We start from the raw sequence: 24,643 nt of genomic DNA, 5'->3' as shown, positions 1-24,643 counted from the left end.
AACTTAAAAAAATCTCCACCCTGTTTTTTACGCTAAAAAAGCGTAATTTTTTTCTAAAAAAATATAGTTAATGGTACCTCTAAAGCCATGGCTGTTTTCTCGAGAAAACTAAATAAAACATCTTCACCCCTGGCAAAACGATTTAATCTAGTTGTATAACTCTGTCTAGACAAACCTATTTTTTTTGCTACATCTTCTAAAGTCATATCTCTCCTTCGGATTTCTGCCCTAATATTATTTGCTACCTCATAATGCTCACTCACTACATTCCTCCTGACTTATTTAAAAAACTCTACACCATATTTTTTACCATTTATTCTGCGTAAAGTCAAAGTTTTTTTTCTAAAAGTCAATTTATTTTGCTTTTATTTAGCGTAAGATGTAAAATAGTCTTAGTAAATTTAAGGGGATTGGGGGATTCTGCAAATGAAAAAAACAGGTGATATAATCAAAGAGTATCGTGAAAAGCAAGACTATACTTTAACTAAATTAGCTGAAGAAGTTAATAAAAGTGTCGGATATATAAACGATATTGAAAAAGGAAGACGTAATTTCCCTAAGAAAGAAATTGGTGATAAACTCATCAAGGTTTTAAAAATTTCTGATGAAGATATTAAAAATATAAAAAAGTATGAGGATTACAAAAGGACTCCAGAAAGTATAAGAAAAGAAAATTCTGATGCTAAAAAAATCATTACTTTTATAGCTGAAGGAAAAACTGAAACAAAGCTTTTTAAAGAAATGCTCTCTAATTTATTTACATGCAATTATGATGATTTACTACAGAAAATCAATTCATATAGCAAAAATAAAATAGAAACTAAAAAATCTATCACAAAAATACACGGAATGATTAATCTTAAGTTGCCTGTTTATAAAGAAACAAAAACAGGTGGAATAAATATAAACAAAAGTAAACAAGTCGGAACTAAAGAGATCTTTACGAATAAAGCTTTAAAAAACTCTTTTATAATTGAGATTTTAAATGACTCCATGAGCCCTGAGATTAATCCTGGGGATTGGATAATAGTAGATCCTGACGAAAAAGAAATCATAGAGAATAAGATATACCTTGTAACTTATGAAGAAAAGACCTTTATCACTCAGATAGCTACTCCAGCTAAAAGTATGGTCATATTAAAAAACTTCAACAATACTAAGTATCCAGATAGATATATTATGAATGAAGATGTAAAGAAACTGACGATAGAAGGTCGAATTGTTAAAGCCGTTTCAGAAAAAGAGTATTAGCACATTCAAATCAATTACGGGGTGGTTGTATGTTTAACAAGAAAGAATTAAGTGAAACAGATATAAGAAGTAAGTATATAGATCCTTCTATTTTAAAGAGGGGATGGAGCGAAAACCAAATAAAGAGAGAGCACAGCTTCACCGATGGTAGGATAATCGTAAGCAAGAAGGGGGCTACCAGAGGAGTTAAAAAGAAGGTGGACTACATGCTCTACTACAAGGCTAATATGCCACTAGCAATAGTGGAAGCCAAGAGCAATAAACATTCTATGGGATCAGGAATGCAACAGGGAATAGATTACTCAGAGGGGCTTCAGCATGCTGAGAAGCTAGATATCCCATTTATCTACTCCAGTAATGGAGATGGGTTCATAGAGCACGACAGACTTACTGGAAGAGAAGTGGAGCTAGGTTTAGATGAATTCCCGTCACCAGAGGAGCTATGGAGGAGATACTGTGTTGGGAGAGGGATTACACCTGAAGCTGAAAGAATAGTTAAACAGGACTACTTTTTTAAATTAGGTAATAAAACTCCTAGATATTATCAAAGAATAGCCATTAACAGGACTATAGAGGCTGTATCCAAGGGACAGGATAGAGTACTTCTAGTAATGGCCACTGGAACGGGAAAGACTTATACAGCTTTCCAAATTATACATAGGCTCTGGAAGGCTAGGGAAAAGAAGAGGATCCTCTTTCTTGCAGACAGAAACATACTTATCGACCAGACTATGGCCAATGATTTCAGAGATTTTGACGACAAGATGATAAAGATTAATAGAAGAAATATCAGCAAGGCTCACGAGATATATTTAGGACTTTATCAATCTATGACAGGTACAGAAGAGTGGCAGCAGGTCTTCAAGGAGTACAGTCCAGAGTTCTTTGACCTAGTAGTTGTAGATGAGTGTCACAGAGGAAGTGCCAAGGAGGATAGTGCTTGGAGGGAGGTCCTTAATTACTTCTCCAGCGCTACGCATATAGGCCTTACAGCTACTCCTAAAGAAACCAATGAAGTAAGCAATATTCACTACTTTGGTGAACCTCTCTATACCTACTCACTAAAAGAAGGAATAGAGGATGGATTCCTAGCTCCCTATAAGGTTATGAGAAAGGGGTTAGACAAGGATCTAGTTGGATATAGACCTGAAAGAGGAAAGGTAGATAAATACGGCAATGAGATAGTCGACCGTGAGTATAATGTAACTGACTTTGATAAGAGTCTAGTACTGGAGGAGAGAACTAAAACTGTAGCTAAGGAAGTAACAAAATTTCTAAAGGCTACCGACAGGTTCAGTAAGACCATAGTATTCTGCATAGATATAGATCATGCTGAAAGGATGAGACAAGCACTTATAAATGAAAATAGTGACCTAGTCAGAGAAAATCCTAAATATGTAATGAGAATAACTGGAGATAACCCAGAGGGGAAGGCACAGTTAGATAACTTCATTGATCCTGGAACTGCCTACCCAGTAATAGCTACTACATCTAAACTTATGACTACAGGGGTAGATGCAAAGACGTGTAAGCTTATAGTATTAGATAGTAATATAAACTCCATGACTGAGTTTAAACAGATCATAGGAAGGGGAACTAGGGTAGACGAAGCCTACGGTAAGTCATACTTTACTATAATGGACTTCAGAGATGTAACCAGACTCTTCTCGGATCCGGATTTTGACGGTGAGCCTATACCAGATAAAGATTTTGATCCAACAAGTATTGGTGGCTATAGTGGTGAGAAACCTCCAAAGGGTAAGGGCGATGAGGATGATGAACCTGAAGGTGAATATGGAGGTGCACCTAAGAAGTTCTATGTGGACGATGTAGAGGTAAAATTAATCAATGAGAGGGTACAGTACCTGGATGCCTCTGGAAAGTTGATTACAGAGTCTCTGGTAGATTACTCTAAGAAGAATATCAAGAAGCAATTTGCAACCTTAGATGAATTCCTGAGCATCTGGAATAGAAGTCAGAAGAAGGAAGCAGTATTGGCTGAACTTCACGAGAAGGGAATTTTCTTTGATGAGCTCAAGGAGGAGATAGGAAGAGATATGGATGAGTTTGATCTCATATGCCACCTTGCCTTTGACAGGAAGCCTCTTACAAGAAGGGAGAGGGCTAAAAATGTAAAAAAGAAGGATTACTTCTCTAAGTATGAGGGAAAGGCCAGAGAGGTATTAGAAGCACTTCTAACTAAATATACAAACCAGGGGATCTCCCAGATAGAGGGCATCAAAGTGCTTAAGTTGGATGAATTTAAGAAAATAGGAGGATCTCCGGCAAAAGTTGTAAAGATGTTTGGTGGCAAGGATGGATACTTGAATGCAGTAAGGGAATTAGAACAAGAGATTTATGCACAATAGGGAGGCTGAAAATGAAGGAAACACTTAAGCTTGATTTCAAAGAGATGAAGAGTTTAGTTATAAATAAAGTAGATGAGGAAATTGTAGTCATCTATATCAGAAGAGAGGACAATAAGCATGCCATGCAGGTATTAGTCAATGGAGTAGTGTCTAAGACTCCTATTAAAACGATATTAATTGAGTATGTGGAATACAATAAGTTGGATGTAAATATAGAAAAAGGCAGAACAACATATCAAATTTTTGACGATATATATAAGATAAGATATAAAAAATAAGAGTAATTAGGAGATAGAGATGTCATTAACAAATTTTGTAAAGGGTACACAGGATATAATGAGGATGGATGCAGGGATAAACGGAGATGCTCAGAGGATAGAACAGCTTGTATGGGTCCTGTTTCTTAAGATGTTTGATGTAAAGGAGGAAGAGTGGGAGTTAGAAGATGACTATAAAGCTATCATTCCTAAGAAATACCAATGGAGAAATTGGGCTGCTAATGATGAAGGCATCACCGGAGAAGAACTTCTTGAATTTGTAGAGAGCATGTTTAAAGACCTAAAGAACTTAGAGGTCTCTGCAGATACTGATCCTAGAAAGGCACTAATTAAGGATTTCTTTGAAGACTCTCATAACTACATGAAGTCAGGAACCCTTCTTAGGCAGCTTCTAAATAAGATAAATGAAATAGAGTTGGATGACTATGAGGAAAGGCACGCCTTCAATGATATATATGAGAGCATCCTAAAAGATCTCCAGAGTGCAGGTAATGCAGGAGAGTATTATACCCCAAGAGCTGTTACAGACTTCATTATAGATAGACTAGATCCAAGAATAGGTGATAAAGTAGGAGACTTTGCTTGCGGTACAGGAGGATTTCTTGTAAGTGCATTAAATCATATGAAAAAAATGCGAAAGAAAGAAAATACAGGAGATATGGAGATTTTGGGAAGATCTATCTATGGGATCGAGAAGAAACCTATGCCCCATATGTTATGTTTAACTAATATGATCCTCCACGATGTGGATACACCAAATGTCCGTCATGATAACGGACTTGCAGTAAAGGTAAGAGAGATCCCTGCAAGTGAGAAGATGGATATAATCGCTATGAACCCTCCCTTTGGTGGAAGTGAGGAAGAGGGGATAAAAAAGAACTTTCCTAATGATTTTATGACTAGTGAAACTGCTGATCTTTTCATGACAAGGATAATGTATCAACTCAAGGACAGAGGAAGAGCAGGAGTAGTACTTCCAGATGGATTTTTATTTGGTGAGGGAGTAAAGACCAATATCAAGAAGAAGCTTCTGGAAGAGTTTAATTTACATACAATAGTAAGAATGCCTAACGGTGTATTTGCTCCATACACAGGAATCAACACAAACCTGCTATTCTTTGATAAGGGAACTCCTACCAAGGATGTATGGTTCTTTGAGCATCCACTTCCTAAGGGATACAAGAACTATACCAAGACCAAGCCTATAAAGCTCTCTGAGTTTGACCTGGAGAAGGAATGGTGGAATGAGAGAAAGGGAAGCGAGTATGCATGGAAGGTAAGTGCTGAAGATATAGCAGCTAAGAACTATAACCTGGACTTCAAGAATCCTACAAAAGAAGAGGTTGTATACGGAGACCCACAAGAGGTACTGGAGAGGTACAATGCTACAAGAGATGAGATAAAAAAGTTAAAGGAGATGCTGAAATCTGAGCTGGAGATGGCATTAAAGGGTGAGTAAGATGGATTTTATACTAGATAATTTTAATATGCTATTTGACAGTGAAGAAAACCTAAAGAAGTTAGAGGAGATAATCCTAGATCTGGCTGTAAGAGGGAAGTTAGTACCTCAAGACGAATCAGATGAGTCAGCAAGTGTACTTCTTGAGAGAATAGAAGAGGAGAAGGCTAGACTCATAGCTGAAAAAAAGATAAAGAAGAGTAAGAAGCTAGAACCCATATCTGAGGAAGAGATTCCCTTCAACATTCCAGACTCTTGGGAGTGGGTAAGACTAGGGAAGATAACTAATAAACTAACTGATGGCTCACATAACCCTCCTAGAAAAAAAGATGAAGGTTTCAAAATGTTAAGTGCTAAGAACATAAAAGAGCATTATATAGATTTTGATGAAAGCTGTAGGTTAATATCAGAGGAAGAGTTTGAAAAAGAAGATAAAAGGACACAAATACAATCAGGGGATATATTATTAAATATTGTTGGAAGCATAGGAAGATCAGCTGTAGTAGGTAAGATTCAAGAGAAATTTACTTTACAAAGAAGTGTTGCTGTAATACAGACGTTAAACAATCCATATTTTTTAAGTTATTTATTTACCTCTAATATGTTTAACTCTCAAATGATAGCTAATGCAAAAGGAACTGCTCAGTTAGGGATATATTTAGGGAAATTACAGAATTTAATACTTCCTCTACCTCCTCTATCTGAACAAAATAGAATAGTGGAAAGGATAGACTCTCTAAAAGGCATCATAGATAACCTCAGAGATGAGATACAAACAAGAGAAAAAACAAGAGAAGGCCTTAAGAGATCTATCATGGCTGAGATTGAGAAGTCATCTGATGATAAGGAACTCCTCAAGAACCTGGAGCTAATCTTCCAGAACTTCGATATCGTGGTGAAGAGGAAGGAGGATATTAAGGATATCAGAGACCTGGTGCTTTCCATGGCAGTGAAGGGAAAACTGGTACCACAGGACAGCTCAGATGAGCCTGCCAGTGTGCTGTTGGAGAGGATAGAGGAGGAGAAAGCAAGGCTAGTTGCTGAGAAGAAGATAAAGAGGTCTAAGAAGCTTGCTTCCATCTCTGAGGAGGAGAAGCCATTTGACCTTCCTGAGAGCTGGGAATGGGCAAGGTTAGGTAATGTTGGACTATTTGAAAGAGGAAAATCTAAGCATAGACCTAGAAATGACGAGAAGTTATTTACAAATGGAACTTACCCATTTGTGCAAACAGGTGATGTTGCTAGATCAAAATCTAACGGCTACGTTATAGAGAATTATTCAAAAACTTATAATGAATTTGGATTAGAGCAGAGTCGGCTTTGGAAAAAAGGGACTTTTTGTATAACAATAGCTGCTAATATAGCTGAGGTAGGATTTCTGGGTATTGACGCCTGTTTCCCTGATAGTGTTGTAGGTTTTATATCTTTAAGCGACGAGTATACTCCTAAGTACGTTAAGTTATTCTTTCAATTAACTCAAAAAAATATTGAGAGTTTTGCGCCTGCAACAGCACAAAAAAATATTAATTTAGGTATTATAAATCAATTGACAATACCTTTACCTCCTCTAGCAGAACAGAAGAGGATCGTCCAGAGGGTAGACAAGCTTATGGAGCTTTGTGACAGGCTGGAAGAGCAGGTGGAGAAATCTCAGAGAGAGATGGAAGCACTTATGGGGAGTGTTATGCAGCTTTGATAAGAAGATAACTTCTCTTATCTAAGAACCCTTTTTAGGGTCCCCTTTACTCAGAGTAGTATTTACTGTATTTATTGGTCCTTAGAGAGGGAATTACAAGGTTTTAGAATTTTAAAAAACTATAGAAAATAAATTAACTATGTGTTATTTTATTAATATAAGCATGGCGTGATGTATAAGATCCCTAATTTAAAAATAAGCTAACTAATTATCTCATATTAAAAAGGAGGTATTGTTATGTATGGCATTATGAACAGAAACATTAATGTATTTCAAGGATGGGATCCTGAGGATTTTCATAACCCCGATCACGAAGAAAGTTTGGGAACATGGAAAGAGACTATCAAGTATGAAGAAGGAACAGATATTATTTCCAGTATTCGACAAAGAGCATACCGAAGCCACCTCAATGAGATTGAAGAAGGATGGAAGATAATATTATTTGATTCTGCTAGAAATAACGTATATGGACATGCGACAGTAGCTTATGTGAGGGATACAATAATTAACAACGAAGAACTAAATGACTATTCTACTAAAGAATTTGATACCTTTATCGGAGAAGAGCTAAATAGCGAAGATAGAGGCTATATACATTTTGCCGATGTAAGATGCTATAAAAATTTTCTACCTAAAAATAAGGTAGATATTGATTTACAGAAATTGTTTTTTAGAGGGCGTACATTTTGCAAAATAAATGAGGAAGATTATAATAGGATTATAGAATTACTAGAAGAAGTAAACGAATAATGGATTTTAGGGGCTGAGAAGCCCCTTTTTTTAACCTTCAGCACCCCTTCCATAAAACCACCTCCTAATTAAGTCTTAAATTATATTTTACAGTAAAAGAAAAAAGCTCCTCTCTGGATAAATCCATGCTGAGCTTTTTTCTTTTACTATACATCTTTTCTAATGTCTCAATATACTCACTCTTCTTTTCATATTCTTCTAATTTTCGATGAATGTTATGCCAATCCATATTCACCTCTACTTCTTCTATCTCTCTCCAATACCTTTCTCTATAAAAATAAATCACCTCACCATCTTCAACTTCTTGATGCTTATCTCTTAGTTTAGCGGCTATCCTGTCATGTTTATCTTTAATACAGTATAGTTCAAAGGGAGCTTCTACTATTTGTGACACCTTCAATTCCAACCTTTTAATCTGAATATCCAGCTCTTCTACCTTCCTTTGTTTAATTTCTTCTAAAAGGTTCTCTTCTCCTCCTGCACCTAAGCAAGCTAAAGACCACCGATCCCAACCTGCTACATGATCTTCTCTCCAGTCTAGCTCCTTATCTTCACCTCTTCTTTCCTTGGCGTAATCGCTATTTTTATCATTCCATCTCATAATTAACCCTCCTTTAAAAATAAAAAGAACCAGGAAATTTCCTAGTTCTAATTTTTACCATATTTTAGTTTAAGATAGCTGCAAGCATTGACCAAAGAGGTATCTCTAGATTTATCTATAAGATATTGAATATATCTATAGTCTAGCTCAAAAATTTCTCCCAGGCTCAGACCCTTATACTTCCCAAAAGAAACCTTCATGAGCAGAGATTTTTTTAGTTTATCCTGTATCTCTTCTTGATTATTTAACTGTCTATTATTAGGAGGCATTTCGCCTTTAGGTTGTGTGGCGATAGTTGGATTAATAGTAAACTCATAGGATTTTCCTCTCTTTCGTATAGAATACCACCGGCTCTCTACGTCATAGAGGTATCTTCCAATTCCCCATCCACTTGAAGCCACACGTTTAAACGCTGAAGAAATGCCTCCCTTTAGAGATTCATATTCCGTAACTTGTGCTCCATCTTCTTTTGCTATCCATTCCCCATTTATCCTTAGAGATAAACAACAAAGGAAGCCGCCTTGGACTTCTCTATATGACACACTCCAATTTGTGAAACCTACTACTTCATCTAGCCGTTCTTGAATCGCTCTTGCTTCTACATATGCTAACGCCAGCCCCATAGTCTTTTCCTGATTTGTTGCTCCTACTTTAAACTCTATTTTATTTTCATCAAATGGAGCTTTAAGTTCCTTTACAATATCTTCCATTGATTTGTTCATAATATACCTCCATTCTCTTATACTTATAAATGATGATAACCATACATAAAAATATTAATATTCATAGGCAAACATAAGTGTCCAAAAACTACTTTCTTCTTCAGCAGTCCTTATGCAGAAGAGCTTACCATTCTCATATTTTTCATTTAGTTTGTACTCCTTTGAGTACTCTGGCTCCTCTTGACTATGGGTTAGTGTATTACCTGAGATCTCAAACACCTGGAGATAGTCTTTCTCTACGTTCATAGATTCTATTAAACTCTGAATATAGATAAGTAATTTTCCATCTAAAGAATCGCCGACATTTTTTGTAATATAAAAATGGAATTGTTCTTCTTTATCATTTAAAGAAACTTGATATTCTCTAAGTTTTCCTATAGAACCATCAAAAAATCTTTCCCGTAAGTCTAATATATAAAAATTCCACCTTTCACTATCCTCTAGAATTAATTCATATAAGTTACTCCAAGCTTCCATCATAGCCGTACTTATAGGATTCCCATCATCTAATAATTCAATAGCTCTTTCTTCCAATACTTTAACCCATTCAGCCAAAGTATTTTCTTCAAGATTTTCATTCATCCTATAAAAGTCTTTATGTTGTATCTTCATATTTAATCCTCCTTTAAAATTTAATAACTTTGGGCTTCTAGGATGCTCTCTAGCCCTACCTTATTTTCAGAACCTTCCAATATTTCAATGAAAGTATTGTATGCTTTCTCAAAACAGTAGGTTAGGTATCTATCTTTTCTGTACATAGCTAGATATTTATAGGTTCCCTCTATATCGAGATTAAAAAAGGACCCAAAGATGAGAGTGCATAGTTCTGCCTCTGTCTCTTTCAGGTCCTTTGTAAGTTCCGCTCTATTTTCTTTATAGTGATTATAGTAATGGTGAAACTCATGTATCAACACTCCTGCCATGTCCATCAGATTCTTAGTAGGCTTTATAAAGATCTCCTTACCATTAGTCATCCCCATAGCTTGTCCCAATTCCTTAGACTCTATCACTGGGCAATACTGTTCTATAAATTCTCTAGTAGCACTGAAAAGCTGTACAGGAGTATACGAGATATCTTTAGTTGCTTTTATGCCTACATCTATATTCGGTAGCTCTTGGGCCATCTCAGTAGCCTCTACTTGGCTGATATCGAAGACATTACCTTTCTTATAGCCATAAAGCCTCCTTTCCACTTCGCCAGTATCCTTATTTTCTTCATTCTTGATTAGAGGAATGAGTATAGCTAGTGCCTTAGATCCCTTCTTCACCTTGTAGCCTAGTTCACTCCATTTCTTATATCCAGCAACATACGTAGCTTTTTGATACTGCCTAAATATGAGGAGACTGTTATTTAGACTGTAACTGTGGAAATGCTTCCTCCTGAACTCTATAAACTTGTTGAGTTCCTCTGAATTATCTAGAAAGTCCTGTATTTTATCTTCGATGCCACCTTTAAGTTCATCCATTTGTTTTCTGAAAACCTCTCTTTTTTCTTCTTTAGTGTGTTGTCTTACCATATTCACCACCTCCATCATTTCTTAAAAATTACAATATAGATTCTATTATTATTTCAGTAAATAAAAATACCACCCACCTTATAAGGGAAAGAGGTTTATAATTACTGTCGAAAAACTGGCCTTTAAGTGAAATAAAAAGAGGAGTCCGTCTCGACTCCTCTTGAAATTTATATGTACTTTTTAAACTAGTAGACTTATATGAGCTGTTCTCAGGTTTGCTTTTAAAGGCATTCTGGAAGTCTATATAAATCCCGGACTAATCCATCAAATCCAGCTGTGAAGCAAGTACTGTAAGCTCTTCCTTTATTTATTTCCTGAAAATAGCTTTTTATAAACCTTTACTAGATATAGAAGTGCCAGACCTACTGTAAAAATTGTAATAGCAGGTACAAAGGGTTTCATCACCGCATTAATTGGCTCAGAAACTACATCTGAAAGTACTTCAGAGTTTTCTTCAGCAACTATCTTAATCCCTTCTTCGACCCCTCCACTGATATTATTTGCCGTTATTATCATTGATGTTGTAAGCCCTCCTGCCATTACCATTTTATAGTCTATTTTATCTAGAAACTTAGCACCATTTTTCTCGTAATTTTTCCATAATAGCTTCCGTGTTTCAGGTGAATCAGCTTTCTCGCCGTATGCGATGACCCTAGATAACTCCGACTTATTACCAACTTTACTCAGTTTGCCTATTGCATCATCTCCGAAGTTATCGATTATCCTTTTGGATATTCCCGGTGCAAAACCTTCTAACTCTAAAATTTTATCTCCGTGTTTTCTGACCAGACCGAGAATCTCATCGGTGTTATGGGTGAGGCTGTATATGGCATCTGGATTTTTAACCGCTAACTCCAAAACCTCATCTCCGTACTTTCCGGAAGCTTCCAGCAGCTCTATTCCGCCCTTTCTTACTACATCTAATACTTCATCGCCATATTTTCCTACACCTCTCTCCAGAGTTTCTCTTGCAGCTTTTTTCGAGCTGAACTCTACCACTTCATCTCCGGACTTAAATATCATTTCTATTACATCATCGATGACAGAAGCCGGTGCTGAGTAAATGATATTAAAAACCATTATAAATAATAGTAATGTCTTCTTCATATCTACACTCCTAGTTTAGCTAATGATTTATTTGTCATTTCCTTGTTTAATTCAGAAAAATTCTTATCGACACTATCGAGGTTTGATTTCCTTTCCCTTTTAGATTGGTCAGCATACCTCAATATATCTTCTTTTAACTTTATCTCCAACTCAGACCTAAAATCAAAAAATGCTTCCTTTATGTCATATATAGTCCAGGCAAATATCCCTGCGGCAATTAGATCTGCAATAGGGAGGTTCCCGTCTACCGCTGCCACCGCTCCTCCCTTTGCTAGTCTTTTGATCACTAACCTTCCTAGATAGGCACTTATTTTTTTTATAACGATTACAGTCCTTGAGAGCTCAATAAGGTCAAATATAGATAGGGGTACCAAAAGAACCCTGGAATTAATGTTTTTCTTAATTGTGCTCGTAAGCATTACCGTGTCCACTATATAGGTCTCGGCACTTATTGTTGTGTAATTTTGAGTGTTGAACCGATCAAACTCACCGATTACCTCTACAGACCTGTTAAATAATTTTTCCTTTGTACTCCCTATATAGAGATTAATCTCTCTGCTAACTTGTCTCTCCCCTTCCAGCATAATACTAGTAAAATACTTGTTTGTCAGTGAATTTATCTTCCCCTCAGCGAAGTTAGTATTTTTTTTATGAACCAACTTATTCCAGACATCTTCTAAATATAGTTTTGATATTTTAGTAACTGAAGAAGCAGCGAATGTTTCTTTATAAAATGGACCTAAATTTGACAACAACTTATTTTGAGTGCCATTTATTATTCTTTCAATTTTTCTTTCAGTCTTAACCCTTGCTTGCCGCTGCTGCTCCCTATAAATAGTTTCACTTATCTGAATCTTAGTCTTTAACTTCTTTTTTTCAGATTTTAACGATTCCCTTTCTTTTTTCTCTAATGCTCTTATCCTCTCTTTTTCCTCTAATGCTCTTATTCTCTCTTTTTCCTTATCTTCACTTTTTTCAGGTGCTACTTGATGTTTAGTCTGTGGTTTAACATCTATGAGTCCCCTATCACTTTGTAGCTCCCTCTTGATATCATAGTTATTTATACTAATTATCGTTAGCACAAGGGCAGCTATCCCAAGAGCTACATAGGTTAAATTTCTTTTATCCCGTATCTTTTTTAGGTTTAAGGGGCTGTAAAAATCTACCCTCCTACCTATTATCTTTGCTATCTTCCTTCGATACTGTGTCGAGTTCGATATAATGAAGATCCTCTTAGTTCCCTCATCTTCACCATACTCCATACTTGTTTTAAGAAGGTCATTACTTTCTTCATAGCCTATACCTCTTTTCTTAAGTTCATTTAATGTATCAGATAACAAAGTATTTGGAAGACCTTCTATACAGTTGCTATCAACAATTACTTGCGTTACACCTTCTGTAGTAACATCTTTTAAAAACTGCCTACTCATAGTCACCTCCTAAAATAAAATTTAGAAACCATTAACATTAAAGCTTTAAAATGAACCATATATAGCTTTTATAAAGTAATCGTATGTATTCCTTCTTTATAATTGATTACTTTATAAAACATATTAAAAACCTGGCAGCGGCATATGTGCAACTACCAGGCTATATAAGATCCTATAAATAATCTGAGTCAAGAAATTCTCTAAAATAAACATATTGACACCCTTCTATATATATTATGACAGAAGAGGAGTAAAAATTAACCCTTTTACAAACATTCCTACTATATAAAGTTAGATATAGAGTTTCTAACTTTTTTCTTGAACCGAAAGCACTGAAATCCCATCTATCAAGAGATCATCAACAACGGTCGTACAGTTTTGAACCTCTACACTTATTTTTAGAGGGTCTATATTCTTATGAACTTCGTATATGTAACACTCTTTTTCCTTGTCTTCCTTTAGATAAATGTGAACTGAACAGAGATCAATTTTCATCTCCATTTCTTGAGACGTATCATCACCTTCAAGACCTTCATCAAGCATTGTCACCTTCCTTGTGTCACTATAATTGAAAACATCAACCTTCTCTGTCATAAAATAGTTATAGACACCATCATCGATAATTCTTATCTTAAACATGCTAGATCCCTCCCATAATTTTAAAAATAGTGATATTTATAAATCTAATTGCCCTTTCAAAACATTAATATACATTGTCTTAGTAGCAATTAAAAATCTTCCAGATAATTTATTTAAGATAACTGGTTTCTCAAAATTGAAAACCATATTACCTTTAGGAATGTATATGTCTCCTGATTTAATCCATCATAGAATTCTATTTCCATGATTTCCACCTGAGGTATGAATCTTGCTTTTTTACCCACAAGTTTTGCTATAAAATCTTATATAGAGACTTTATAGCATTTTCTGTGGGTAATTTTGCAATATTAGGATATTTCACTCCTGGCTCTTAGTAACATTTCTTTTTCCATAGCTTTTGAAGCTTTATATTCCTTAGTTCCTCTGTTACCGACAACTACATTTCTATAAATAATAACCTTTTTAATCGATTTCTCTTCTCTAACCTTAAGACCAGCTTCCTTTAGAATGTACCTAACTATCTTTTCATTCTTAGCATCTTGTCCTCTGGTAAAGACATAACCTATCACACTTATTATAATATCCTTAGTTTCCAGGAACCTTCTAGTGTCGATTCTATAGTTATTCTTTCCCAAAATCTTCTCAACTATCTTTTCATCAACCTCGAATGTGAACTGTTTTTCCACTTTGAAGTAATCCAGTATCTGCTCCTCTGTTGTCTTTTCTCTATCTTCTCTCCACTCTTTCAACTTTCTATTGAAGTTCACCTGAACTTTTGGCTCCAATATCATCTTAAAATAATCAGCTACTATATCTGAATAGTAATCTTTAAGGTTCAGGTTCTCTTCTGGTTTTTTTCCAGCCTTTAGGACACTCACTAAGAGGTTCGCTCCTTCTCTCAACTTATCTCCATTCATCAAGAGCTTTCTGTGAGCCTTCTTAGGTTGTACCTCTTTTTCTGTTTCTTTATCTTCATCTTCAAAATCATCTAGTGTTTTTATTGATAAAGGCCATCCTCTATCTTCACTTACAAAATTCAAAACGTTCCTGGTTCTGCTTGCTCCACTGTTCAGAAGGGTATAATACACATGAAATACTTCTTCTTTGAACTTAAACTTTCCATCCTCTAAATATAGATAGGGCATTATAGAAGCTTTTATATCTTGCATTATGTTGATGAAATTCATTTTATTATTGAAACTATCTAGTACTTTTCCAATTTCTTTTCGAATCTCTTTTTCAGATGCCCATGATTGCTTTGGTAACTTCTCCACCACATACATGTCTATCCTGATTGCCTTTCTCCACCTCTGAGGTAACTGAATAAATGTGCTTGCTTTGGTATTTACAGGCTCTACATCTAACCACACAGCAACCCTTCCAGGTGTCATGATATTCACCCCCTCACTTATCAACATGGTGAAGCCAACAAGATCAGGCTGTATCCCTTTTAAGATGTTTTGATAGTATTCATGGTCTTTATCTCTAGCAGTAAGAATTTTAAACCCCAGATACTTCTCTTTAGAGTCAAGCTTGGTATCACATACAACTAAAATTGGTATATTATGTTTCTGACAGTTAGCTCTGAGCTTCTGAAAGGCTATGAACTTCTGTCTTCTTGTCAGCTCTTTCCCATTCTTTCCAGTAAACATATGAAGCTTTACAGGAAACTTAACTCCACCTTTCACCCTTATCAACCTGTTCCAGACTTTTGGAATATCAAATGTTGTACCTGACAGAAGGATTCCTATATCTGCATATTGTAACCTTGTTACAAGGAATAGTAATTCTCTGTATCCTGCATCGTCAGTTATTTTGTGGGCCTCGTCAATAATTAGAACGAACCCTTCTAGCTCTTTAGGATCAGTCTCCCTTAGAGCCTCATAACAGAATACAACTACATCCCCTGGCTGTAGCTCATCCTTTATAGAATTGAAACTTGGAAGTTTCTTTCCACTCTTATCCTTTCCTCCAACCAGAATTATCTCCTCATGCCCCTCTTTAATTTGGTCCTTTATACTTGTTGTTGGAACTCCTATTAAAATAGGGCGTTTATATACCCTTGGCAACCATTCTACAGCCATTGTGGTCTTTCCAATGCCACAACCACCATCAATCATCAGAGTGCCTTCTGTATGACTCTTTATAGCTGCCATAAACTCCTCGTTTTGTGTAACCCTCTCCCCCTCTTTCAAATAGTACGTCTCTACTTCTTCTCTACTTCTCCTGTCTAACCCTCTTGTCAATTCCTCTGGAGTAAGGATATACTCTTTACCATAACTTTCCACATATCCCCTGATAGTCAACTTTTCACCAAACATAACCTTTTTATCCCAAAGAAAAAATAAGCCTCCCTTTGAATAAAGATTAACCTTTAAATCAGGTTTTTTCCCATCGTCGTACTTGTATACCCACACATCTTTACCCTTAAATTGATATTTCAGTTTGTTAAGATTTAGGATATTAATCAGTCGCTCCAGGTCCTCTCCTTGAATAGAAAGTGAAGTAGAATCACCACCAGTAGTACCCCCTATCCCCATTATTTGTTTGTTTAAAGGGTTAGTCGCTTTATCTGAAAGAAATAGTAGCATCTCTTTAATTTTTTTTCCTGGGATAAAAGGGAACCCATTATCGTTCAGTTCTTTGTAGACCCCTGGTCTGTCCACCCTCCAATTTGTTGCGTTTGTAGGAGCTATCGTAGCAGGTGCATTAAAGAAAAACTCTATCTCTCCCTTTTCATCTGGTGCCACCTCTACTCTTGGCAAAGGACTTTTGAAAACATATTTTGCAACCTTTTTACTATCAAACTCTGCCTTAAAGTCCGTCTTAAAGTTTAGCCTGTAGCCTCCAGACTTCGTTCTGGCTATCCCAGTATCCCTCATAAAAGGAAATAGTCTGACAAGCTCTTCAAAAATCTCTTCTCCTAACTTCCAATTACCTGCAACATCTATGTCCCCGCCAACTGTATATATATTTTCCTGCAATTTGCCATACATAACCTTTACACCAGTTGCATTCACTTTTTCTTCTTCTGAATGCTTTACCTTAAAGGCTTCGTGGTTTGCTTTACCTTTTAATATGCTATAGTGAAGATTTTCATACAACAGCTGATGTTGAATCCCTTCTTTTTCTAAGTATTGCAGTGTCTGATGCAAGTTGTTTTCTCCTACTCTGTAATTATTAGCCATCCATTAAATCAATAATTTCCATACACTATCCTCCTTCATAGGGGCAGGATATAACTTACTCCTATATTATTTTCTATAGCTACACCAGTAATAAGGCGGAACCCATAATGATGCAGCTATAAAAATTAATATAAAGTAAAATATTTAACCTTTTGAAGCTAAGTAACATTATCACATTATGTTACTTAGAATTTATTGAAAGTACTTGTATTTATTTCAGCATCATACTAAAATATCTACATCTAAAAAAACGTTACATAGAAAACTTAAAAAAATAGGGCTAAGGTGATGATAAATGATTAATAAAACTGTTGAAGGGTTTGAGGACCTTAAAATGATAAAAGCTTTTGAGAAGGAGCTTCTTAAAAATAATGAACTAGTATATCTCATCTGGAAGGTTTCACTCAATTTAGCGTTGAGAATTTCAGATACACTTGCAATAACAGAGAAAGATGCCCAAAGGTTTATTAGGACTGGATATTATCTCGGCAAGGATCGAAAAACAAATAAATCCAATAGAGTGAAGTTAAATGAAAATACTAAGGCAGCACTTATTAGAGCTTTAGAGTTAAAATCTACTATGATGAATGAAAATAATCCCTATCTTTTTGTCTCGAGATCCAATAGAAGTAGAAATTCGGTGAAACACATAAGCAGAATCCAGGTATTTAGGGTATATAAGGAAGTGGTTGACTACTTAAATTTAGATATCCATATAGCTACACATTCAGCCAGAAAAACCTGGGGAGTTCAGGTATATCAAAAAACTAAGAACATTGCCCTTGTAATGGAAAGGCTGAATCATAGTTCAGAAAGATCTACATTGAAGTACCTTGGGATAACGCAAGAAAAAATGAATAAAATAATAGAAGAATTTAACTTATAAGATAGAAAGAAGGCTAGTATAAGTTATCAGAAAAGTTTTTTTTAATTGGTTTGCCAAAAGTTTGCCAGATAAAAAAAAGAGCAGACCAAGGTCTGCTCTAGATACCATTTTTACTGGTGCCACCTGCCGGAGTCGAACCGGCGACCTCTACCTTACCATGGTATTGCTCTACCTACTGAGCTAAGGCGGCACTTCCACTGAGAGTATACACTTTTCTCCAGATACTGTCAACCACTTTTTCCCCTCTAGTACCCGAAAAGATAGAATCCTCCGCCTACTATGAGAGCCGGTATAAGGTTATACACACTTACCCATACAGCTGACTTCTTATTTATGGCAAGTAGAGGAAATAATGCATCCCCATCGTTACATATGGCGTTGGCTATGAGGGCTGAAAATGGTATCACTCCAGTGACGTAGAGGGTAGCCAGAAGGATCTGGGGACCGCATCCAGGGATAAGCCCCACAAGGACTGCTATAAGCACCACAAGGAAGCCGCTTTTACTCATAAAGGCTGTAAGAACCTCCTCTCCCCCCATGAGCTCAAGGCCCACCTCGTATAGTAGAAAGGCCAGGAATACCCAGCTTATCACAAAGGCTGTCTCCTCGGCGTTGTGTACCAGGGTCTCCTTTAATGAGTGCATCTTGCTCTCCGTTTCTGCATGGTTGTCATCCTTTAACACCTTCTTGGAGATAATTGTATAGATAAGTGAAAAGAATGTTCCCACTGCCCCTATAAGGGTCAGATTTTTAATGGGCAGACCGCTATCCAGGTCTATCTGCATAAGGTCCATAACTCCCAGGATGAATCCCGGAACTATGAGCATCCAGAAGAGCTTGTAGCCTATCTCGTGTCTGAACCTGTGAAGGTTCCCCTGGACACTGTGCTCATGGTGAAGGGCCATATCTACAATATCCCCCTCCTCATGCCCTATGTGCATAAAGGCCACGCTACCGTTCTCTGCATCCAGCTCAAACTCTGTAGGCTCATCCTCAAAGGCCTTGTGAAGGTTCTTAAGTTCCTCTCTGGATCTTACCCTCTCCACAAGATCTACTCCGATCTTAAACCGATCCATGAGGTATCCAGTGACTACAGCCACTATGAAGGACACCAGGGAAACCAGAATAAACAGCCTCGGCGAGTACACCAGTATTACAAAGGCGGCATCTCCCATTGTGGCAATAAGGGTAGCCACCACTGTACCAAAGCTTACCTTTCCCAGGAGGTAGAGGGGCATTACCATGATAGCTCCTCCGCATCCCGGTGTAAGCCCCAGAAAGGCCCCTATGACAACCTGCAGTTTCTTCCTCTCCTCTATAGCCCTTATAAGCCTTCCTTCCGACCTATAGTTAATATAACCAAATAGTAATAGTGTTATTCCCACGAAACTTCCCACAGCTATAAATGTATCTGCTGCTGCTGTGTAAGCTATGTCTAAAAAATTATCAAGTATCCTCATCTATGCCACCTCTTCTTCATTCTGTTCTGTTCATTTTTTTATTTTGAAGTTCAAATATTTCACTCTTGCTCTTTTTTACAAGTTTATAATATCTTACTTAAAAAGTCAACTTTTCCTGTAAACTATTTTTTGTTTATATTTTTTCCTCTGTAAACCTCATAACTATTAAGATTATTTATCTTTAGTAAATGAATAAATATCTTTGACCTTTAAAGGTTTTTAGTTAAGAAATCTCTATAAATTAAAATCAGCAACCACGAATTACACCAATTAACACGAATTAAGGTTTTGAATTAAATTAGACGTCTGCAGGCTGTCGTCTAGCTTCACAACAACAACCTACTTCATTGTGTTTAACTTCTTCAGGCTCTGTAGAGAGCCCAGGAGAGCAATGGTAAGTCTGTATCACTCCCAAAGACAATTGCCGGAAGACTTGATTTTTTGGATACGTTTGTATCAAGACAAAAGTATCGAATCCCTCAATAAAAAAAGACCCAAGTATAAACTCAGGTCCTTTAAAATTATATTATTCTAATATCCAAGACTATCTGCAGATTCCCTGCTCCCTAGCTATCTTCATAACAGAGTCTGCCACTACCCTTGCTACCCTCTCATCAAAGGCATCTGGGATGATATAGTCGGCTCTTAGCTCCTCTTCCTTAAGTATCGCCGCGATACCTTGAGCTGCTGCCATCTTCATCTCCTCAGTTATCTTCTTAGCTCCAGCATCCAATGCTCCTCTGAACAGTCCAGGGAACGCAAGTACGTTGTTTACCTGGTTTGGATAGTCGGATCTTCCAGTTCCCACGATCTTAGCTCCAGCTTCAAGGGCAAGCTCAGGCATGATCTCAGGTGTAGGGTTAGCCATGGCAAAGATTACGCTGTCCTTGTTCATAGTCTTAACCATCTCAGGCTTAAGGATTCCAGCTGCAGATACACCGATAAAGATATCCGCTCCCTTCACTGCCTCAGCTAGTCCACCAGTAACGTTGTCCTTGTTTGTAATTTCAGATAGTTCCTTTGTCAGGAAGTCATACTCTCTAGATGCATCCTCTCTTGCGATAATTCCATCTACATCCAGTGCCAGGATATCAGCTACTCCAAGCTCCCTTACCATCTTGATGATAGATGATCCAGCCGCTCCAGCTCCACAAACTACTACCTTTGCATCTGCAAGGTCTCTTCCAAGGAATTTATAGGCATTTATCATTCCCGCAACAACTACAATAGCTGTTCCGTGCTGATCGTCGTGGAATACAGGAATATCCAGCTCCTCCTTCAGTCTTGTCTCTATCTCTACACATCTAGGTGCTGAGATATCCTCAAGGTTTATTCCACCAAGCCCTGGTGCAAGAAGTTTACAAGTTCTTACTATCTCATCTACATCCTGAGTATCCAGGCAAAGAGGGATAGAGTCCACTCCTCCAAACTCCTTAAAAAGAATTGATTTCCCCTCCATTACAGGCAGTGCTGCCTCTGGTCCGATATTTCCAAGACCTAGTACTGCAGATCCGTCTGTGATAACAGCTACAAGGTTACCCTTTGATGTATATTTATAAACGTCTTCCTTATTCTCAGATATCTTTCTGCATGGCTCAGCTACACCTGGAGAATATGCAAGGGATAGCTCCTCCTTGCAAGTTACTCTTACCTTAGATACTACTTCGATCTTACCTTTATTCTCTTCATGTAACTTTAATGAATCCTCATATACTGACACTCTTCTTCCTCCATTAAACATTTTATGACTTATTATAACCAATCTGAAATCAGATGTAAAATACTTGTTTTTTATCAACTTAATAGTTTTTAACTATCATATACTATTTAGTTCATAGTTATTTTTTAGGTACTCTATAAATGATTCCACACTTGAGCTTTGATACTTCTTCCTCTTCCATTCTACTCCTATACTTACAGACATTGGATTTTTAAAGGGAACCTCTATGAGGCCATCACTATCCTTTATGCATTCCTTTATTATAAATCCACTGGCTAAGCCCTCTGATATTATCTGCTTAGCTGTTTCTATCTGTCCCGTTTCCAGGAGAATATTAGGTTTTACCCCTATCCCTTCAAACTCCTCTATTACCTTTTGATTTATGTTAAACCCTTTATTAAAGAGGATCAAAGGAACCTTCTTGATATCCTCAAAGTTCAGAGTATTCTCTGTTTCCAGTATAGGCTGATCCTTAGATGTGTAGAGTCCATATGACGTTTTTAATATGGGAATAAAGTTTGTATTATTTGGCTTTGAGTAACCACTGGTTGTTATGGCCAGGTCCAGTTCCTCCTCCTGAAGAAGCTCCCTTGATTTTATAGTCCCGTGCTCATAGATCTCCAGGTTGATATGGGGATACTTGGATCTAAACCCCTTTAATATCTTTGAAAATAGAAAAGCACCTGTCATAGGCGGTACTCCTAATTTCAGGCTGCTTTCCTTCTTTCTATCCTTTACTACCTCTACCAGATTATCGAGGTTCTCCACTATTTCGAGAACCTCTTCATAGAAGAATCTACCATCATCTGTGAGAGATATCCTTTGCTTTTCTCTATGGAATAGGTCTATCTCCAGCTCCTTCTCCAGCTCCTTTATAGCAACTGTTATTGTAGGCTGAGAAACATATAGTTTTTTAGAGGCTTGGGTTATATTTTTGCATTTAGCAACTTCCAAAAAATATCTTATCTGAGATAACTTCATACTCCATACCTCACCTTATTATCTACGGTATTTTGCCTGTCCCTCTTCATAAAGGTCATTACCGTGTACATCGTTAATTACTATTGCAGGGAAGTTCTCTACTTCAAGTCTTCTGATTGCCTCAGCTCCAAGGTCCTCATAAGCTATTACTTCAGCCTTCTTGATGGACTTTGCAATAAGAGCTGCTGCTCCTCCAACTGCTGCAAAGTAAACTGCCTTGTGCTCCTTTATAGCTGCCTTTACCTCTGCAGATCTTGCTCCCTTACCGATCATTCCCTTTAGCCCCTGCTCGATAAGCTTTGGAGCATATGGATCCATTCTGTAGCTTGTAGTAGGCCCGGCACTTCCGATTACCTTTCCTGGCTTAGCAGGAGTAGGTCCTACATAGTATATCACCTGTCCCTCTAGCTCTAGAGGCAGCTTCTCCCCCTTCTCTAATAGGTCCACAAGTCTTGCGTGGGCAGCGTCTCTTGCTGTATAGATTACTCCAGTGATCTCCACTGTATCTCCTGCTTTTAGCTTTTCTAAATCCTCAGTTTTAAAAGGTGTTGTTAATTTCATTATAGTACTACCTCCTTGTGTCTTGCTGCGTGACAGTTAATGTTAATAGCTACTGGAAGTGAAGCTATGTGGCATGGGTGAGTCTCAACCTTTACAGCTAGAGCTGTGTTTCTTCCCCCTAGTCCAAGCGGTCCTACACCAGTGTTGTTGATAAGCTCTAACAGTTCTCCCTCAAGCTTTGCGTTGATTGGGTCTGAGCTGCTGTCATTTACATCTCTCATAAGAGCTTCCTTAGCTAGAAGTGCTGCCTTCTCAAAGCTTCCTCCTATACCTACTCCTACGATGATTGGAGGACATGGATTTCCACCTGCATTTTTAATAGTCTCTACCACAAGCTGCTTTACTCCCTCTATACCGTCTGCAGGCTTCAGCATCTTAACTAGAGACATGTTCTCACTTCCTCCACCCTTAGGAGCTACGATAATCTTCACCTTGTCAGATCCTGGCACAAGCTTAGTGTGGATTACTGCAGGAGTGTTGTCCTTTGTATTTACCCTGTCAAATGGGTGCTTTACGATGGATTTTCTTAGGAATCCCTTCTCATATCCTCTTCTTACACCCTCCTGGATAGATGCATAGATATCTCCATTTACTCTTACCTCTGTACCTACCTCTAAAAATACTACCACTAGACCTGTATCCTGACACATAGGTACTCTGTCTGTTGCAGCTATATCATCGTTTTTGATGATCTGCTCCAGTACATTCTTCCCCACTGGAGACTCCTCGTTTGCGTGTGCTTCCTTAATCTTATTTATCACATCGCTTCCGATAAAGTAGTTTGCTTCGATACACATTCTTTCTACTTCTTCCGTTACCCTAGTTAAACTGATCTCCTTCATATAACCACCCTTTTTCTATAATTTAATGTAGTTCTAAACCTTGCTATTCTACTTATTATAAACCCTTTTCAGCTATTTTTCTAATAAATATATGAAATGAATGACTTACCCACTTATATATCCACTATATCCTTTTGTCACACTTTGTCCCGTTTTCATAGAAAAAGAGACCGAATTAAGATCCGGTCTCTGTTTTTCATTCTAATTGTGTCTGTGCTTCCCCTTGGAACCCGTGTGCCCCTTGTTTTTATTGTGATGCCTTCCTACATCTATACCAAACTTCTCCCTGGCATCCAGCTTGTAATCCATACTGTTCTTCTCCATAGCCACCCTGTACTTGGCCTTCTCATCGATGAGCTTATTTATTGCCAACCTGTTGGGTTTATCCCTGAGAAGCTCCCTCTCCATCTTCAGGTCTGCTTCCCTCATATTCAGCCTCAGCTCCTGATTCTCCCTTCTGTGGACCTCCCTCATGGTGGTCAACTCCTCTTTCTGGGCATCTGTAAGTCCTGCAAGCTGAGTTTCTATTCCTCCTCTTCTCTGTCCATCCATAGGTCTGCTGCTCCCGTTAGTTGCAAAGGTAAGAGCCGATACCACCAACATTCCTGCTACTACTGCTTTCTTCATAACTGTCCCTCCTTTACTATCGTTCTCTTTGCCTAAGTCTACCTCCCCTCTGTGACGGGATAGTGACACCACCTTGTCATTTCAGGAAAAGCTAAATATTATTTTAAGAGAGGAAAATATCTACTTTTTGCCAAAAAAATATAAAGGGGGTGTTTCTATGAGATTAAGCTTTTTTATTCACGGGATGCAGGCGGAAAACCAGATGCTGGAGTTTCAGGAGAGTATGATGAAAATAGAAGGAGTAGAGGATATCAAGATCAACTTCCACAAGAAGAGGGGAGAGATAATCCTGGACGATAGTGTAGAAGAGCAGCAGATAAGGGACAGGATCGAACTTATGGGCTTCGAGGTCTTCCAGGTGCTCAGATAGCTTAAAGAAAAAAAGGAGGTATCTAATAAAAGGTACCTCCTTTTTTAAAATCCCCTCCATAACCTGCTATACAATACCTCATCTACTTAATTATAAAAATAAAATAGAGTGTTGCAAAAGTAATTCACAAAAAATTAAAAATCATATCCAATATAGAGTAATAATTGAGTTACCACACAAAATTCTACTCGAAAGGATATGACCAGTAATGTATATACCTCAAACTAC

General features: G+C 37.3%; 23 protein-coding genes and 1 tRNA gene. 8 read left to right on the top strand and 16 right to left on the bottom strand.

The features are described 5' to 3' along the window. Positions 1 to 53: 53 nt before the first annotated feature. Positions 54 to 263 (bottom strand): helix-turn-helix domain-containing protein, encoded by a 210-nt coding sequence (locus QMG11_RS14300; RefSeq protein WP_281836878.1) that lies wholly within the window; start codon positions 261 to 263, stop codon positions 54 to 56. A gap of 163 nt (positions 264 to 426) precedes the next feature. On the opposite strand from QMG11_RS14300, the gene QMG11_RS14295 reads away from it, so the two are divergent. The 6 genes from QMG11_RS14295 (at position 427) to QMG11_RS14270 (ending at position 7,803) form a co-directional block, all read left to right on the top strand. Next, positions 427 to 1,251: a LexA family transcriptional regulator gene (locus QMG11_RS14295; RefSeq protein ID WP_281836877.1), complete on the top strand. Its 825-nt coding sequence runs from the start codon at positions 427 to 429 to the stop codon at positions 1,249 to 1,251. Between the two features lie 29 nt (positions 1,252 to 1,280). Continuing rightward, the gene (gene hsdR / locus QMG11_RS14290; protein WP_281836876.1) at positions 1,281 to 3,620 is read left to right on the top strand and encodes an EcoAI/FtnUII family type I restriction enzme subunit R; all 2,340 of its coding nucleotides are present in this window, start codon (positions 1,281 to 1,283) and stop codon (positions 3,618 to 3,620) included. An 11-nt stretch (positions 3,621 to 3,631) separates the two neighbouring features. After that, positions 3,632 to 3,898, top strand: a complete 267-nt coding sequence (locus QMG11_RS14285) for a hypothetical protein (protein WP_281836875.1) — start codon at positions 3,632 to 3,634, stop codon at positions 3,896 to 3,898. A 19-nt stretch (positions 3,899 to 3,917) separates the two neighbouring features. Then, complete coding sequence (locus QMG11_RS14280; RefSeq protein WP_281836874.1) at positions 3,918 to 5,357, top strand: type I restriction-modification system subunit M; 1,440 nt, start codon at positions 3,918 to 3,920, stop codon at positions 5,355 to 5,357. Between the two features lies 1 nt (position 5,358). Next, on the top strand, positions 5,359 to 7,053 hold the full coding sequence (locus QMG11_RS14275; RefSeq protein WP_309302095.1) for a restriction endonuclease subunit S: 1,695 nt from the start codon (positions 5,359 to 5,361) through the stop codon (positions 7,051 to 7,053). A 237-nt stretch (positions 7,054 to 7,290) separates the two neighbouring features. After that, complete coding sequence (locus tag QMG11_RS14270) at positions 7,291 to 7,803, top strand: hypothetical protein (protein WP_281836873.1); 513 nt, start codon at positions 7,291 to 7,293, stop codon at positions 7,801 to 7,803. Positions 7,804 to 7,867: 64 nt separating this feature from the next. Here QMG11_RS14270 and QMG11_RS14265 read toward each other — a convergent pair whose 3' ends face one another. The 8 genes from QMG11_RS14265 to QMG11_RS14230 all read right to left on the bottom strand — a co-directional run bounded on the left by QMG11_RS14265 (position 7,868) and on the right by QMG11_RS14230 (position 16,935). Next, the gene (locus QMG11_RS14265) at positions 7,868 to 8,404 is read right to left on the bottom strand and encodes a hypothetical protein (RefSeq protein ID WP_281836872.1); all 537 of its coding nucleotides are present in this window, start codon (positions 8,402 to 8,404) and stop codon (positions 7,868 to 7,870) included. Positions 8,405 to 8,451: 47 nt separating this feature from the next. Then, positions 8,452 to 9,126 carry a Rad52/Rad22 family DNA repair protein gene (locus tag QMG11_RS14260; protein ID WP_281836871.1) on the bottom strand — a complete coding sequence of 225 codons (675 nt, stop codon included), beginning with the start codon at positions 9,124 to 9,126 and terminating at the stop codon, positions 8,452 to 8,454. Positions 9,127 to 9,180: 54 nt separating this feature from the next. Further along, on the bottom strand, positions 9,181 to 9,738 hold the full coding sequence (locus QMG11_RS14255; RefSeq protein WP_281836870.1) for a DUF960 domain-containing protein: 558 nt from the start codon (positions 9,736 to 9,738) through the stop codon (positions 9,181 to 9,183). A 20-nt stretch (positions 9,739 to 9,758) separates the two neighbouring features. Next, positions 9,759 to 10,643, bottom strand: a complete 885-nt coding sequence (locus QMG11_RS14250) for an ArdC family protein (RefSeq protein ID WP_281836869.1) — start codon at positions 10,641 to 10,643, stop codon at positions 9,759 to 9,761. A gap of 303 nt (positions 10,644 to 10,946) precedes the next feature. After that, the gene (locus QMG11_RS14245) at positions 10,947 to 11,750 is read right to left on the bottom strand and encodes a hypothetical protein (RefSeq protein WP_281836868.1); all 804 of its coding nucleotides are present in this window, start codon (positions 11,748 to 11,750) and stop codon (positions 10,947 to 10,949) included. Positions 11,751 to 11,752: 2 nt separating this feature from the next. Next, entirely contained in the window at positions 11,753 to 13,180 is a 1,428-nt protein-coding gene (locus tag QMG11_RS14240; protein ID WP_281836867.1) for a hypothetical protein, read from the bottom strand. Positions 13,181 to 13,486: 306 nt separating this feature from the next. Further along, entirely contained in the window at positions 13,487 to 13,819 is a 333-nt protein-coding gene (locus tag QMG11_RS14235; protein ID WP_281836866.1) for a hypothetical protein, read from the bottom strand. A 308-nt stretch (positions 13,820 to 14,127) separates the two neighbouring features. Continuing rightward, a complete protein-coding gene (locus QMG11_RS14230; RefSeq protein ID WP_281836865.1) occupies positions 14,128 to 16,935 on the bottom strand; it encodes a DEAD/DEAH box helicase family protein in 2,808 nt (935 codons plus the stop codon). Between the two features lie 328 nt (positions 16,936 to 17,263). Here QMG11_RS14230 and QMG11_RS14225 point away from each other — a divergent pair, with 328 nt between their 5' ends. Then, positions 17,264 to 17,854, top strand: a complete 591-nt coding sequence (locus QMG11_RS14225) for a tyrosine-type recombinase/integrase (protein ID WP_281836864.1) — start codon at positions 17,264 to 17,266, stop codon at positions 17,852 to 17,854. A gap of 114 nt (positions 17,855 to 17,968) precedes the next feature. Here QMG11_RS14225 and QMG11_RS14220 read toward each other — a convergent pair. The 7 genes from QMG11_RS14220 to QMG11_RS14190 all read right to left on the bottom strand — a co-directional run bounded on the left by QMG11_RS14220 (position 17,969) and on the right by QMG11_RS14190 (position 24,045). After that, positions 17,969 to 18,044: transfer RNA gene (locus QMG11_RS14220), tRNA-Thr, on the bottom strand. A gap of 55 nt (positions 18,045 to 18,099) precedes the next feature. Further along, complete coding sequence (locus tag QMG11_RS14215; RefSeq protein WP_281836863.1) at positions 18,100 to 19,314, bottom strand: putative manganese transporter; 1,215 nt, start codon at positions 19,312 to 19,314, stop codon at positions 18,100 to 18,102. Positions 19,315 to 19,858: 544 nt separating this feature from the next. After that, positions 19,859 to 21,055: an NAD(P)-dependent malic enzyme gene (locus QMG11_RS14210; protein ID WP_281836862.1), complete on the bottom strand. Its 1,197-nt coding sequence runs from the start codon at positions 21,053 to 21,055 to the stop codon at positions 19,859 to 19,861. Between the two features lie 75 nt (positions 21,056 to 21,130). Next, on the bottom strand, positions 21,131 to 22,015 hold the full coding sequence (locus QMG11_RS14205; RefSeq protein WP_281836861.1) for a LysR family transcriptional regulator: 885 nt from the start codon (positions 22,013 to 22,015) through the stop codon (positions 21,131 to 21,133). A gap of 18 nt (positions 22,016 to 22,033) precedes the next feature. Beyond that, entirely contained in the window at positions 22,034 to 22,576 is a 543-nt protein-coding gene (locus QMG11_RS14200) for a Fe-S-containing hydro-lyase (protein ID WP_281836860.1), read from the bottom strand. Further along, the gene (locus tag QMG11_RS14195; RefSeq protein WP_281836859.1) at positions 22,576 to 23,418 is read right to left on the bottom strand and encodes a fumarate hydratase; all 843 of its coding nucleotides are present in this window, start codon (positions 23,416 to 23,418) and stop codon (positions 22,576 to 22,578) included. Before QMG11_RS14195 ends, QMG11_RS14200 begins: the two co-directional genes overlap by 1 nt. Positions 23,419 to 23,619: 201 nt before the next feature. Beyond that, on the bottom strand, positions 23,620 to 24,045 hold the full coding sequence (locus QMG11_RS14190) for a Spy/CpxP family protein refolding chaperone (RefSeq protein ID WP_281836858.1): 426 nt from the start codon (positions 24,043 to 24,045) through the stop codon (positions 23,620 to 23,622). Positions 24,046 to 24,202: 157 nt separating this feature from the next. Between QMG11_RS14190 and QMG11_RS14185 the strand changes: the two genes are divergently transcribed. After that, on the top strand, positions 24,203 to 24,415 hold the full coding sequence (locus QMG11_RS14185; RefSeq protein ID WP_281836857.1) for a heavy-metal-associated domain-containing protein: 213 nt from the start codon (positions 24,203 to 24,205) through the stop codon (positions 24,413 to 24,415). The last annotated feature ends 228 nt before the right edge of the window (positions 24,416 to 24,643 follow it).

It is taken from the genome of Propionigenium maris DSM 9537, from assembly GCF_027925155.1.
Lineage (GTDB): Bacteria > Fusobacteriota > Fusobacteriia > Fusobacteriales > Fusobacteriaceae > Propionigenium > Propionigenium maris.
This window is presented reverse-complemented; position numbering and strand designations above follow the sequence as displayed.

Coding starts and splice junctions, on each gene's coding strand:
- QMG11_RS14295 (WP_281836877.1), top strand. CDS start 427: ATGAAAAAAACAGGTGATATAATCAAAGAGTATCGTGAAAAGCAAGAC.
- hsdR (WP_281836876.1), top strand. CDS start 1,281: ATGTTTAACAAGAAAGAATTAAGTGAAACAGATATAAGAAGTAAGTAT.
- QMG11_RS14285 (WP_281836875.1), top strand. CDS start 3,632: ATGAAGGAAACACTTAAGCTTGATTTCAAAGAGATGAAGAGTTTAGTT.
- QMG11_RS14280 (WP_281836874.1), top strand. CDS start 3,918: ATGTCATTAACAAATTTTGTAAAGGGTACACAGGATATAATGAGGATG.
- QMG11_RS14275 (WP_309302095.1), top strand. CDS start 5,359: ATGGATTTTATACTAGATAATTTTAATATGCTATTTGACAGTGAAGAA.
- QMG11_RS14270 (WP_281836873.1), top strand. CDS start 7,291: ATGTATGGCATTATGAACAGAAACATTAATGTATTTCAAGGATGGGAT.
- QMG11_RS14265 (WP_281836872.1), bottom strand. CDS start 8,404: ATGAGATGGAATGATAAAAATAGCGATTACGCCAAGGAAAGAAGAGGT.
- QMG11_RS14260 (WP_281836871.1), bottom strand. CDS start 9,126: ATGAACAAATCAATGGAAGATATTGTAAAGGAACTTAAAGCTCCATTT.
- QMG11_RS14255 (WP_281836870.1), bottom strand. CDS start 9,738: ATGAAGATACAACATAAAGACTTTTATAGGATGAATGAAAATCTTGAA.
- QMG11_RS14250 (WP_281836869.1), bottom strand. CDS start 10,643: ATGGTAAGACAACACACTAAAGAAGAAAAAAGAGAGGTTTTCAGAAAA.
- QMG11_RS14245 (WP_281836868.1), bottom strand. CDS start 11,750: ATGAAGAAGACATTACTATTATTTATAATGGTTTTTAATATCATTTAC.
- QMG11_RS14240 (WP_281836867.1), bottom strand. CDS start 13,180: ATGAGTAGGCAGTTTTTAAAAGATGTTACTACAGAAGGTGTAACGCAA.
- QMG11_RS14235 (WP_281836866.1), bottom strand. CDS start 13,819: ATGTTTAAGATAAGAATTATCGATGATGGTGTCTATAACTATTTTATG.
- QMG11_RS14225 (WP_281836864.1), top strand. CDS start 17,264: ATGATTAATAAAACTGTTGAAGGGTTTGAGGACCTTAAAATGATAAAA.
- QMG11_RS14215 (WP_281836863.1), bottom strand. CDS start 19,314: ATGAGGATACTTGATAATTTTTTAGACATAGCTTACACAGCAGCAGCA.
- QMG11_RS14210 (WP_281836862.1), bottom strand. CDS start 21,055: ATGTTTAATGGAGGAAGAAGAGTGTCAGTATATGAGGATTCATTAAAG.
- QMG11_RS14205 (WP_281836861.1), bottom strand. CDS start 22,015: ATGAAGTTATCTCAGATAAGATATTTTTTGGAAGTTGCTAAATGCAAA.
- QMG11_RS14200 (WP_281836860.1), bottom strand. CDS start 22,576: ATGAAATTAACAACACCTTTTAAAACTGAGGATTTAGAAAAGCTAAAA.
- QMG11_RS14195 (WP_281836859.1), bottom strand. CDS start 23,418: ATGAAGGAGATCAGTTTAACTAGGGTAACGGAAGAAGTAGAAAGAATG.
- QMG11_RS14190 (WP_281836858.1), bottom strand. CDS start 24,045: ATGAAGAAAGCAGTAGTAGCAGGAATGTTGGTGGTATCGGCTCTTACC.
- QMG11_RS14185 (WP_281836857.1), top strand. CDS start 24,203: ATGAGATTAAGCTTTTTTATTCACGGGATGCAGGCGGAAAACCAGATG.